Source organism: Alkalimarinus alittae, assembly GCF_026016465.1.
Lineage (GTDB): Bacteria > Pseudomonadota > Gammaproteobacteria > Pseudomonadales > Oleiphilaceae > Alkalimarinus > Alkalimarinus alittae.
On the sequence record NZ_CP100390.1, the window covers coordinates 4038701 to 4051100 of the forward strand.

9 protein-coding genes are annotated in these 12400 nt (G+C 45.4%); 5 read left to right on the forward strand and 4 right to left on the reverse strand.

The genetic code is table 11. From position 1 onward, the window contains the following. Entirely contained in the window at nucleotides 1-1053 is a 1053-nt protein-coding gene (cobT, locus tag NKI27_RS18260; RefSeq protein ID WP_265047442.1) for a nicotinate-nucleotide--dimethylbenzimidazole phosphoribosyltransferase, read from the reverse strand. 65 nt (nucleotides 1054-1118) lie between these two features. Continuing rightward, nucleotides 1119-1631, reverse strand: coding sequence for a bifunctional adenosylcobinamide kinase/adenosylcobinamide-phosphate guanylyltransferase (gene cobU, locus NKI27_RS18265; protein ID WP_265047443.1), 513 nt, complete (start codon nucleotides 1629-1631; stop codon nucleotides 1119-1121). A 164-nt stretch (nucleotides 1632-1795) separates the two neighbouring features. Here cobU and NKI27_RS18270 point away from each other — a divergent pair, with 164 nt between their 5' ends. Further along, nucleotides 1796-2926, forward strand: coding sequence for an aminotransferase class V-fold PLP-dependent enzyme (locus tag NKI27_RS18270; protein ID WP_265047444.1), 1131 nt, complete (start codon nucleotides 1796-1798; stop codon nucleotides 2924-2926). A gap of 70 nt (nucleotides 2927-2996) precedes the next feature. On the opposite strand, the gene NKI27_RS18275 is transcribed toward NKI27_RS18270, so the two are convergent. Further along, nucleotides 2997-5591 carry a glycosyltransferase family 2 protein gene (locus NKI27_RS18275; RefSeq protein WP_265047445.1) on the reverse strand — a complete coding sequence of 865 codons (2595 nt, stop codon included), beginning with the start codon at nucleotides 5589-5591 and terminating at the stop codon, nucleotides 2997-2999. A 613-nt stretch (nucleotides 5592-6204) separates the two neighbouring features. Between NKI27_RS18275 and NKI27_RS18280 the strand changes: the two genes are divergently transcribed. Beyond that, entirely contained in the window at nucleotides 6205-8028 is a 1824-nt protein-coding gene (locus NKI27_RS18280; RefSeq protein WP_265047446.1) for an acyl-CoA dehydrogenase C-terminal domain-containing protein, read from the forward strand. 56 nt (nucleotides 8029-8084) lie between these two features. Here the strand turns inward: NKI27_RS18280 and NKI27_RS18285 are convergent, their stop codons facing one another. After that, a complete protein-coding gene (locus NKI27_RS18285; protein ID WP_265047447.1) occupies nucleotides 8085-8663 on the reverse strand; it encodes an NUDIX hydrolase in 579 nt (192 codons plus the stop codon). Between the two features lie 189 nt (nucleotides 8664-8852). On the opposite strand from NKI27_RS18285, the gene tcdA reads away from it, so the two are divergent. The 3 genes from tcdA to NKI27_RS18300 all read left to right on the forward strand — a co-directional run bounded on the left by tcdA (nucleotide 8853) and on the right by NKI27_RS18300 (nucleotide 12373). Next, complete coding sequence (tcdA, locus tag NKI27_RS18290; protein ID WP_265047448.1) at nucleotides 8853-9632, forward strand: tRNA cyclic N6-threonylcarbamoyladenosine(37) synthase TcdA; 780 nt, start codon at nucleotides 8853-8855, stop codon at nucleotides 9630-9632. Nucleotides 9633-9742: 110 nt separating this feature from the next. Then, nucleotides 9743-11563 carry a cation:proton antiporter gene (locus NKI27_RS18295; protein WP_265047449.1) on the forward strand — a complete coding sequence of 607 codons (1821 nt, stop codon included), beginning with the start codon at nucleotides 9743-9745 and terminating at the stop codon, nucleotides 11561-11563. Nucleotides 11564-11689: 126 nt separating this feature from the next. Next, nucleotides 11690-12373, forward strand: a complete 684-nt coding sequence (locus NKI27_RS18300) for a hypothetical protein (RefSeq protein ID WP_265047450.1) — start codon at nucleotides 11690-11692, stop codon at nucleotides 12371-12373. Nucleotides 12374-12400: the final 27 nt, after the last annotated feature.

The window sequence follows — 12400 nt, forward strand, 5'->3', positions numbered from 1 at the left end:
TTAAATTTCTGTTTGGACTTCAGCTTCTTCAAAGGTCGCCATATTTGCATGCAAGGCTAGCGCTGAGTCAATAATAGGCAAGCACATAGCGGCTCCACTCCCTTCCCCCAACCTCATACCCAATGATAGTAGCGGGTTAGCCTCTAGCGCAGCCAACACCCGTTGGTGACCTTTTTCTGCGGACTGATGAGAAAACAGTAACCACGGCTTAAGTTCTGGTTGCAAACGACAGGCCAAGAGTGCAGACGAAGTTGCAATAAAACCATCCACTAGCGAGGGAATGCCTTTCTGAGCCGCTGCAATATAAGCACCGGCCAATGCTGCAATTTCAAACCCTCCCACTTTCCTCAAAACATCAAGCGGCTCAGTGGTCACGCTATGCGTCTGAAGCGCTGCCGCTATCACCTCAGCTTTATGCATAATCGAGCGCTCGTCAAGCCCAGTCCCCGCCCCTGCTAACTCAACGGCTTTGATGTTAAGTAAAGCACAACACACAGCAGATGCAGAGGTAGTATTAGCAATCCCCATTTCACCGCCAATAAACAGCCGTGTATCGTCAGCAATTACATGATTAATAACATGCTGGCCAATCGCTAACGCGTCTAAGCATTGCGAGTCAGTCATAGCAGGTTGGTTAGCAAAATTAGCAGTGCCCTTAGCTATAGCGCAATCGACAACACCTTCGACACCTTCAACGCTATTTGCAGTACCTGCATTAATTATGTGCAAGGCAGCACTATGATGCCCTGCAAGAACACAAATAGCGGCCCCACCGCGGGCAAAATTCTTCACCATTTCAACCGTCACAATCTGAGGAAAAGCAGAAACCCCTTCAGCCGCAACGCCATGGTCAGCAGCAAAAATAGCTATCGCTGTTTTATTGGCGATCAACTCGGGGATCACAGTGCCCTGCCAACCAGCAAACTTAATAGCCAGCTGCTCTAGCTGTCCCAACGAACCTGGTGGTTTAGTCAGAACCCCTTGCCTGGCCTCTGCTTGTTGCTGTGCGGTTAAATCAATCTCAGCTAGCGGCGCTTCAAACCAATGTGACATAGTTAATTCTCATCAAAATTCTTGTGCATTATGACCCTCAACTCTAATGGTATTTCAATCAGATACTAAGGTTTTAGTTGTTGCGCAATACCCGCTGTTACAAACGTCACGCGGTCACTTTGAGCGGCCAACGCCTGATGCAACCAACCCGTTTCATCAACAAAGCGTCTGGCCAACGCGTTATCAGGAATAACCCCCTGCCCCACTTCGTTGCTCACCAAAATCACATGACCAGGGAGTGCCTTAAAGCATTGTAAAAAGTGCTCTTTTTGTTGCTTAAAAAAAGGTTCGTCATCCATGCACAGTAAATTGCTCATCCATAGCGTCAAACAATCAACCAATATGACGCGCTCTTCTTTTGCGTGCTGCTGAAGCACGCTTGCTAAATAGTGTGGTTCTTCTACGGTGGTCCAGTGAGTAGAACGGTCACTTTGATGACGCGTAATGCGCGCTTTCATCTCATCATCGTAAGCTTGTGCCGTCGCAATGTAGAGAACATCTTGCTGTGAACTAGCCGCCCTTTGCTCAGCCAAATGGCTTTTGCCTGATCTTGCACCACCAAGAATAAGTTCTCTCATTTTATATCCAGTTTAATGCTGTCTTAATATCAAATATATTCATGCCGCATCATAATTTTTTTGAAGAATCACTGTAAAGTTGTTTTGGATATTTAATGGCGATATGCTCTTGCTATAACAAGCTGTACACCAATATTCATTCTCGTATTTAATAAGGATAAGAAATGGCTGCGCTATTACCAAACATCGACCCTGATGGGCTTCTAGAATATTCCGTTGTATTTACCGACCGTTCTCTTAATCATATGTCAAAAACCTTCCAAGGTGTCATGAATGACATATCCAGTACCTTAAAAGGCGTGTACCAAGCCGAGTCGGTAGTGGTTGTGCCCGGTGGCGGAACCTACGGCATGGAAGCAGTCGCTCGGCAATTTTCCAATGATAAAAAATGCCTCATTATTCGCAATGGTTGGTTTAGCTACCGTTGGACTCAAATCTTAGAAATGGGCCATATTACTCAAGAGTCTATTGTGCTAAAAGCACGCAAAACCTCTGACACAAACGAAGCCCCATTTGCCCCTGCGCCCATTGATGAAGTGGTTGCAACCATCAAAGCTGAAAAGCCTGACGTCGTGTTTGCTCCACATGTCGAAACCTCATCGGGCATTATTCTTCCTGATGACTATATCAAAGCCATTGCTGATGCGGTTCATTCAGTAGGGGGCTTATTTGTTCTAGATTGTATTGCCTCTGGAACGCTATGGGTTGATATGAAAAAGACCGGTGTAGACATTTTAATTAGCGCGCCTCAAAAAGGCTGGAGTTCATCGCCTTGTAGCGCACTAGTCATGTTAAGCGCCCAAGCAAGAGCGGCTATCGATGCAACAACCAGTAGCAGCTTTGCCTGTGACTTGAAAAAATGGCTACAGATTATGGAAGCTTATGAAAAGGGTGGTCACGCCTACCATGCCACCATGCCAACCGATGCATTAACCACGTTCCGTGACACCATGAAAGAAACAGAAACCTATGGTTTTGAAAAAGTACGTGCGGAGCAGCAAGAGCTGGGTGATCGTGTTCGTGCATTATTAGCAAGCAAAGGGATTAAAAGTGTTGCCGCTGAAGGGTTCCAAGCACCCGGCGTCGTCGTGAGTTATACCTCTGATGCCGCGATACAAAATGGCAAAAAGTTTCTTGATTTAGGTCTACAAATAGCCGCAGGTGTGCCGCTACAGTGTGATGAGCCTGCCAATTTTCAAACCTTTAGATTAGGGTTGTTTGGTTTAGATAAGTTACACAACATTGATCGTACCGTGGAACACTTAAGTAACGCACTTGATCAGATATTATCGTAGAGATGACTCATAACGGGGTTATCTGACACACAAAAGGGCCACAAGGCCCTTTTTTAAAACATTCTACGCTTTAAGCCAGCTCTTCAACCGATATAGCATCATTCTCGCGATCGGGTAAGGCACTAATAACCGACATCACCAAAGCCGCTATATAGGCTTGGGACTGAACTAACAAAACAATCACCCAAACCAGTGTGTCAGTCGCAGTAATATCTTGCTGAATACAGACGCCTACGGCTGCTCCCAGCAGCATCAGCAGTATCAGGATCTCCTCCCATGCAGACAAAATCGCAGTCCGAATAGACGCCTGATCTTTCAGCTTAGGTGTCCTAATAAACGGCATCTTCTTGTAAATTAATCCATAAATAACCGCTTTTGAAATCGTATAGGAGAGCGCGAGTCCTGCTAAAGCCGCAGACACTGTATCTTTTGCATTCGTGTTGACCCGAATCCGGTATAGATGAACCAACTTACCTATTTTGAAGAAAAACAGGGCTAGCGGCGGGAAGGCAAACAAGATTAACGGCGGGTCAGACTGCTCAGGAAGCGCAATCATCATTAACGACCACAATAATGCACCGGCGGTAAAAAACAAGTTCATGCCATCCGCAATCCACGGCAACCAACCGGCAATAAAGTGGTACCGCTGACCTTGTGTTAATTGCGTATTTTTACCCATCCAAAGCTTTGCCGCATGCTCTCGCATAATTTGAATCGCGCCATAAGCCCAACGGAAACGCTGTTTCTTAAAATCTATAAAAGTATCAGGAATCAGGCCTTTACCATAGCTTTGTTCAATATATGCCGCCTCATAACCTTGATCGAAAACACGAAGCCCTAACTCCGCATCTTCGGTAATCGACCACTCGCCCCAGCCACCCAAATCATCAAGCAATGAGCGACGAATCATCGTCATGGTGCCATGTTCTATAATTGCATTTCGGTCATTTCGCGTGACCATACCGATATGAAAAAAACCTCTATATTCGGCATAACACATAGACTTAAACAAGTTCTCATCACCATCACGATAATCCTGAGGCGCCTGCACAACGCCAATATTAGGGTCTGTGAAGTGTGGTACTAAATCACTTAGCCATTCTGGTTTAACAATATAATCACTATCGATAACCGCAATGATATCGGCATCTGCCGCAGTATGGCGAAGCGCAAAGTTAAGCGCGCCCCCTTTAAACCCAGCTAATGGAGACTCATGGAAAAAGCGGAATGGTTTTCCCAATGTTTCACAAAAGGCTTTAACCGGCTCCCACACGTTAGGGTCTTTGGTGTTGTTATCGATAACCAAGACTTCATAGTTAGCGCCTTTTAACGCGGCCAATGCTTTGAGCGTCTGAATAACCATTTCTGGTGGCTCATTATAACAAGGGACATGAATAGACACTTTGAAGTTTTTTGCTCGATCGCAGTCACTGCCTGAAAAAGGCCGACGACGCTTTTTAACCCAGAGCGCTTCAGCCCACTCATGAGCCTCAACCAACACCACTAGCGTCACACAAAGCGCGCTTACGCATAACATAATGCCCAAGAGAATAGCTTGCCAAGAGATGTATTGAGTACTGAAATCGTACACCATCCACACTAACGTGGTCATGCAGATAAACACAATACACGATAAGAAGCTGATCGCCCTTTTACGAAACAGTTCCCCATCTCTTAATAAAACCGCAATCGTGAAAATAGCCAAAACAACCGTAATGCCCACTAAAAACCCCCACTGAGGCACGTTCAGAATGGGCCCTTTAAACGGGAATTTAGCGTCTCTATCCGCATTAAATACCCCCCAATAAGCACCGACTGCGCCCTCATTAACTTCTTTCCAAGGCTGATCAAACGCCTCCATAATGAAGTAATCTAAGGACGTCTCTTTAGCCATTTTAATGAAATTTCGTAAGAAGATACCTTGGTTAGCTACAGACGCTACCGCCTCGCCCCTCATACGCCCCCGGCTAGGCCAGCCAGTTTCAGCCAACAATAGCGGTTTATCAGGATAGGCTTCCCTTAACTCTTGGCTATGCGTTGCAACATAATCAACCGCTGAAGACACGTGAATACCCTCCCAATAGGGCAAAATATGGGCGGCTATAAAGTCCACATGCTCTGCAAGCTCAGGTGTTTTACGCCAATAAGTCCATGTTTCAGCGGTTGAAACGGGGACCTTAACGTTTGCTTTTACATAGTCCAAATACTCAATAAGCGCTGGAAGTTCGACCTCTTTTCGCAAAATTGCTTCATTGCCTACAATTAATCGAGTGACATTACTATGCGAATTAGCGATCTCGATTAAGCGGTCTAGCTCTTTAAAGTCTGCATCACGATTACCCGTTATCCATGCGCCTAACGTTACCTCCAAGCCGTAAGATTTCGCTAACACAGGTACATAATTCAACGTATCAGCAACAGAGTACGTTCTAAGCGCCGATGTATGACGAGAAATCATCGCGACATCCGCTTGAATAGACATCACAGACGGAAACGTCCCTTCTACTGGGCTTTCACCTTGTTGAAAAGGAGAGAAAGAGAAGCCTGTCACAGGCTCAGTCCACTCGGGTTCAATATGGGGGCGATTAGCGAGCGCCCAGATCGAGCAAGTAATCACCGAAATGGTTAACAATATAATAAACTTAGCTTGATACTTTTTTCGCATAAAACGTCAACTATAAACCCTGAGTAACTATTATTGACCTAAATCAAATATTCGAACCGCGCGATTATACTCAGATTAAGCACTCGTAGTAACGTTAAAGGTGTTTTTATAAGACTGGCAAGCGATACCTTGGCGACAATTATCCCATTAATAATTTCTTGATCGTTGGACAATGTCCTTTTATGACCGATTTATTGTCATAAATTGACCTTCTGCCATAACCGGTAAATAGGCACAATAGTTCCTGTTGATTAGTGTCTCTGAACTAATCCGTTTTTACTCTTGAAAGAGAGTAATTACTTACCTTGCTTTAAGGCTGCCTCTTGGCAGCCTTTTTTTATGCCTGTGATTTATATCCCTTTTTTAGTTGACCCAACGCTCTTTTTTAAAAGACCCCTCTGCCAATTACTCTTCGTGTAATTCAAGGAAAATCATCCTCGGTGATTAACCGTTGAACGATACCTCAACAACACTTTTACTATTTCGACGCCTAATCAACGGTTTATACAAGCAACTCAATGAGCACACCACGGGTATCAAGAGCGAAAAAACAACATCGACACATTTAGTCATCATGAGCCAACTGAGGCTCATATGAACAGGAGAGCAGACAATGCCAGAATACAAAACCCCATTACGCGATATGAAGTTCGTTTTTAATGAGCTGCTGCAAACACAAAAGCATTACCAGTCCATCCCCGCAGGCGAAGAAGCGACACCCGATATGGTGGACGCGATACTTGAAGAGAGTGCTAAATTTAGTGAAGAGGTTCTTTCTCCTCTCAATCAAGTTGGAGATAAAGAAGGCTGCAAACTGGTTGATGGCCAAGTTATCACCCCAACAGGGTTTAAAGCCGCCTATGATCAATATGTAGCGGGTGGTTGGCAAGGCATGTCTCACCCTGTTGAATACGGCGGTCAAGGCCTGCCTCTATCATTGGGTGTACTTAAGACTGAAATGATTAGCACCGCTAACTGGTCATGGGGTATGTATCCGGGTCTGAGCATGGGCGCTATGAATACTGTTTATTTGCACGGTAATGAAGAGCAAAAGCAGATTTACCTGACCAAACTAACCGAAGGTGCTTGGACGGGCAGCATGTGCCTAACAGAGCCTCAATGCGGAACCGACCTTGGCCAAGTCAAAACTAAAGCTGATGCGAATGAAGACGGTTCATTCACGATTACCGGAACCAAAATTTTTATCTCTTCTGGCGATCATGACCTTACCGATAACATCGTACATATTGTGTTAGCCCGCCTACCCGATGCCCCCAAAGGTACTCGCGGCATATCATTGTTCATTGTGCCCAAGCACCTTCCGGATGCACAAGGTAATACCGGCGAATTTAACAATGTTAATGTAGGGTCTCTTGAAGAGAAGATGGGTATCAAAGGCTCTTCTACATGTGTGATGAATTTTGACGGTGCTAAAGGTTTCTTGATCGGCCCACCCAATAAAGGTCTAGAGTGCATGTTCACCTTCATGAATACAGCACGTATCGGTACCGGCCTACAGGGCTGCGCTGCTGCAGAGCTTTCTTTTCAAGGTGCCCTTGCCTATGCGAAAGACCGCTTATCAATGCGTTCTCTCAGCGGTAAAAAATCACCTGATAAAATTGCTGACCCTATTATTGTGCACCCCGATGTACGCCGTATGCTACTCACACAAAAAGCTTTTGCCGAAGGTGGCCGTGCGATGATCTATTACGCTGCACATAAAGCCGATTTTTTAATCGACAATAGCAATGAAGACGCTCAAAGCCGATCAGACGACGACTTGGGCTTTTTAACACCCATTATTAAGGCATTTTTAACTGAGACGGGTTACGAAGCAGCAAACCTAGGCATGCAGATATTTGGTGGCCATGGTTATATCAAAGAATGGGGCATGGAGCAGATCGTACGGGACACGCGTATATCAATGCTATACGAAGGTACCACCGGTATTCAGGCCCTTGACCTTCTTGGTAGAAAGATATTGCTAGACAAAGGCACTGCATTCCGCCGCTTTAGCAAAGAAGTCAGCCAGTATTGCAAAGGAAAATCGCCTTATGTAACCGGTAAGCGTCGCGGCAAAATGAAAGATATGATTAGCGAACTCACCTGGCTCAACCGCCAGTGGAACTTTGTTGCGTTAAGATTAGTATTTAATGCCATGAGAAATAAAGATGAAGTCGGTTCTGCATCTGTGGATTTCTTAATGTATTCTGGCTATATCGTGATGGCATACTTCTGGGCAATGATGGCCGAGAAAGCCTACGAACAACTCGCTAATGGCGCCGAAGAAGACAAAGACTTCTATCGCGCTAAAATTCAAACCGCTGAGTTCTATTTTGCTCGAATCTTACCCCGAACTAAAACGCATTACGCCGCTATGATGTCTGGATCAAAGAACTTGATGCAGATTGAAGAAGAGCATTTTGCGTTTGCATAATCGCGTTAGTAAAAGGTCGATGGCGCCAGTTTAATGCTGGGGTCATTGATCACTATTTACTGCAAAATATCAAACACTAGCTCATCTAGCATTTTAAGGGTTAAGCCCCAGATGCGATGGTCTTCATAATGATAGCATGGCAATTTTACTGACATACCTTTTTGTTTCCATACCATGGTTTCACGGTTTCGCTTGTCCGCTAAAAATGAAACCGGCAGCCACATCACCTTGTCAACTTCATGGTTGATAGTAAAACGAGGATCTCCGTCTAACCGGAAAGCATAAGGCGACACCACCATCGGTTTTCGAGTACCGTGCGCCAAGGTCATAACATCTGACATTCGCCCAATATAATTATCAACCGATAACCCTAAACCAATCTCTTCAGACGTTTCGCGAATCGCGGTTTCGCGTATATTGGCATCTTCTTGCTGCTCTCGACCACCTGGAAATGCAATATGACCCGACCAACGATCGCCTTCTCTTTGTGCTCGTTTAATCAGCAAAACCTGCAACTCACCCGCCTGATCTCGTAACACCGTGGCGACTGAAGAACGGGTCATAAACCGCCGGAGCATCCGTGTTTTGGCTCTACGTTGACGAAGCGTTTTTTCAAGTTCGTTTAAGCTTTTCATACCCTGATATTAGCATATTGGCCATCTTTAAACACCGCTGTTGGTATCAGTAAAAACACTGATATAATAACGATACTATTTACTTGCTTGTTGTCGTCCTAGCGCAGGCGGAGATAACAATTAAGTTCAGGATAACCGTTGAGCACTGAAACAACGTAGACACATTGATACACCCAGAGAAGCATTACCATGTCAGATGATTTTTCCCACCGTTTTGGTGGCACACAGCGACTTTACGGACACGATGCAGTAGAGACGCTGAGGCACGCCCATGTAGGCGTCATTGGCATTGGCGGTGTTGGTTCGTGGGCAGCAGAAGCACTCGCTCGATCTGCCATAGGAAAAATCACATTATTTGATATGGATGACATCTGCGTGTCTAATGTTAATCGTCAAATACATGCACTCGATGGGCAAATCGGGCGATTAAAAGTCGACGCCATGGCTGACCGCATTAAAGCAATTAATCCGTCTATTCAGTGCGAGGCGGTAATGAGCTTCGTGACTGAGAAAAATCTAGACAAACATCTAGACAACCAGTTCGATTATATTATTGAAGCGACCGATAGCGTCAAAGCTAAAGCCGCCATTATTGCGTACTGTAAGCGTAATAAAATACGCGTCATTAGCTCCGGTGGCGCCGGTGGGCAGATAGACCCCACTCAAATTCAAATAGCCGATCTAAGCCGTACGATTCAAGACCCACTCTTAGCAAAAGTTAGACACTTACTTCGTAGACACTATAACTTCTCGCGCAATGTAAAACGCAAGTTGGGGGTCGAGTGTGTATTTTCGACCGAACAACTGGTCTACCCCACTGCAGATGGTTCAGTATGCCAGCAAAAACCTACAACCGACGGGCCTGTCAGGCTTGACTGCGCGACGGGGTTTGGTGCCGCAACCTGCGTTACCGCGACTTTCGGGTTATTTGCCGCGTCTCGGGTGATCAATAAGCTAGCAAAACGTTAATCCAAACCAATACGACCAGATATCTGGACAAGGCTGCATTCACCGATTATTGTTACTTAACTTATCTCATCGAATACATTCACTCAACACAAGCGAAGTAACTCCGTTTCATGACTGAAAATACGCTGTTTCTGTTAGCTAGCATTGGTGTCGTCTCTCTTTTTTGTCAGTGGCTTGCATGGAGAATGAAGCTGCCCGCCATTCTTCTATTATTATTAGGCGGCATCCTAATGGGGCCAGTTTTTGACTGGCTGGACCCCGATGCGTTATTTAATGACCTGCTATTTCCCATTATTTCGTTGTCGGTAGCCGTTATTCTTTTTGAGGGAAGTCTAACCCTTGAATTTAAAGAACTTAAAGAACATGGCCGGATGGTCAGGAACCTACTCAGTGTCGGGATGCTAGTAACCTGGCTCACCGCCACACTGGTCAGTCGGTTTACATTAGGTCTCTCTTGGGATGTAGCAACGTTGTTTGGCGCTATTGTCGTGGTTACAGGGCCTACGGTAATAATGCCGCTATTACGTGTCGTTCGTCCCACCTCCAACCTATCTAATATCCTAAAATGGGAAGGAATTGTTATTGACCCCATTGGCGCGTTACTCGCCGTATTAGTATTTGAATTTGTCGTTTCAGGAAAGTCTGGCGCCTTAAGCCATACACTTTGGACCTTTGGCTCCACCGTCATGTTAGGGGCCATTCTTGGCGGTCTTTCAGGCTGGCTTTTAGGGTTAGCATTAAGACAGCACTGGCTACCACAGTTTCTACAGAACGCAGGGTCACTCACGTTTATGCTAGGGGTTTACGGGCTTTCTAACACCCTACAACATGAATCTGGGCTGCTGACAGTAACCGTTATGGGGATTTGGCTAGCCAATATGCGGGGAGTGCCCGTCGATGACATTATTGAGTTTAAAGAGTCTTTAAGTGTTCTACTTATTTCAGCCTTATTTATATTACTGGCCGCACGTATTGAGTTCAGTGCCATTGCTGCATTAGGCTGGGGGCCCGTGTGGGTTATTTTAGCCCTTATTTTTGTCGCCCGCCCACTAGGTGTATGGCTTTCAGCCCTCGGCACAACGCTTACTTGGCAAGAAAAAGCATTTCTTAGTTGGATTTCACCTCGAGGAATTGTCGCTGCTGCCGTATCTGCGCTCTTTGCTTTTCAGCTTGAAAATCAAGGCCATAGCGATGCCGCAATTCTTGTCCCCTTAGTTTTCTTGGTGATTATTACCACCGTAATTCTTCAAAGTCTCACAGCCGCGCCCTTGGCGAGGTGGTTAAAGGTATCAGAGCCAGATAGTCGAGGTTTTTTGTTTATTGGTGCCAACCAAGTATCTCGAGAGATTGCAAAAGCACTCATTAAACGCGAAATCCCGGTCATGTTAAGTGACACAAGTTACGAAAACATCCGCCTCGCCAGAATGGAGAACTTACCGGTTTATTTTGGCAACCCCGTTTCAGAGCATGCCGAAAACCATATGGATCTAACGGGCATCAGTAATGTTTTAGCAATATCGCCTTACCGCCAGTTAAATACATTAGCGACCTTTCATTATCTTGACCTCTTTTCTAAGGGGCATGTTTTTGGTCTATCAGATGGCCAAGCCGACTCCAGAGCCAGCCACCAATTCTCTGAGAAATTTAAAGAGACTCGCACCCTATTTGGTGAAAAAGTCACCTATGCAATGCTTGCTAGCCAATTGAGCCAGGGCGCAAGTATTCGCACAACTCAACTGAGTGCTGCCTTTACCCTAGAAGACTATCGAGCAAAACATGCTAACCGATTACTTATTCTGTTTGTTGTTACGCCACAAGGTAAATTAGTACCCGTGGTAGCAGATCAAGAGATCAAGGCTGGAGAGGGTTATGAGCTGATTAGCATTATCAGGCCTGAGCCTGAAAGCAATGAAGCACCTCCAAAAAGCTAACGCGTTCGTTATATATAAACACTTGATATAACGTAACGATCACAAAACGCCCAATATTAGAGTACATTTTTTGTACAACTTGGGTTATAGTTAGGATTCAGTAGATGATGTTTGGGGGGAGTTATAATGGCTGATTTATCAGGAGCCTCTTTGTCGATTGCCCGTCCCATTGTAAATAATAATGGGGTTAATCTTCAGCGCGAGCAAGAAAACCAACAAACCAATCAGCAAATACGCACGGCGTCTGTGCCTCAACAAGACCGCCCACTGAATCAACAGTCAACCGACATACCGCCCGAATCCAGTATCTCTTCTCGGCTAGATACCGCTGTTTCAGCCAATGAGAACAATACCCAAGAAAATACCACAGTAACACGTGAACAAGTTGTCCTCGCGGTTGAGCAACAGCTTCAGCAGAGTAATGTTAATGCAAGTGCGACTCGTTCGGCAGATGAAGGGGCTACTAATATTGAGCAAAATAGAGCTGAAAGCACCGCTAATCAAACATCAAACCAAACCACTGAGCAGTTGACGTCGAATAATACTCAGCCAATCCAGACGCAACCCGTCAACAGTAATACGGCAGATGAACCAGTAATACAAAATGAACCGGTACCCGTCGCCAGTGCTGCTCAGAATGACGATGTAGAGCGGTCAGTTCGTGCTCAAGATATCAATAACGCCAATTCCAGCAAGAATGACCCCATCACTAACAATACGACTCAGGTGGACAACGAAACACAGAGCGCTCGAAACCCCGAAACAGGTTTGGGGCTTGAGTCCGGTTCAATTATTGATACGATAGTTTGAGCTAAATAGTTAGAAAATCGCGCCAAA

What these genes read in the sequence shown, in the direction of transcription:
- cobU (WP_265047443.1), bottom strand. Translation starts at nt 1,631, where the DNA reads ATGAGAGAACTTATTCTTGGTGGTGCAAGATCAGGCAAAAGCCATTTG.
- NKI27_RS18270 (WP_265047444.1), top strand. Translation starts at nt 1,796, where the DNA reads ATGGCTGCGCTATTACCAAACATCGACCCTGATGGGCTTCTAGAATAT.
- NKI27_RS18300 (WP_265047450.1), top strand. Translation starts at nt 11,690, where the DNA reads ATGGCTGATTTATCAGGAGCCTCTTTGTCGATTGCCCGTCCCATTGTA.
- tcdA (WP_265047448.1), top strand. Translation starts at nt 8,853, where the DNA reads ATGTCAGATGATTTTTCCCACCGTTTTGGTGGCACACAGCGACTTTAC.
- NKI27_RS18285 (WP_265047447.1), bottom strand. Translation starts at nt 8,663, where the DNA reads ATGAAAAGCTTAAACGAACTTGAAAAAACGCTTCGTCAACGTAGAGCC.
- cobT (WP_265047442.1), bottom strand. Translation starts at nt 1,053, where the DNA reads ATGTCACATTGGTTTGAAGCGCCGCTAGCTGAGATTGATTTAACCGCA.
- NKI27_RS18280 (WP_265047446.1), top strand. Translation starts at nt 6,205, where the DNA reads ATGCCAGAATACAAAACCCCATTACGCGATATGAAGTTCGTTTTTAAT.
- NKI27_RS18275 (WP_265047445.1), bottom strand. Translation starts at nt 5,591, where the DNA reads ATGCGAAAAAAGTATCAAGCTAAGTTTATTATATTGTTAACCATTTCG.
- NKI27_RS18295 (WP_265047449.1), top strand. Translation starts at nt 9,743, where the DNA reads ATGACTGAAAATACGCTGTTTCTGTTAGCTAGCATTGGTGTCGTCTCT.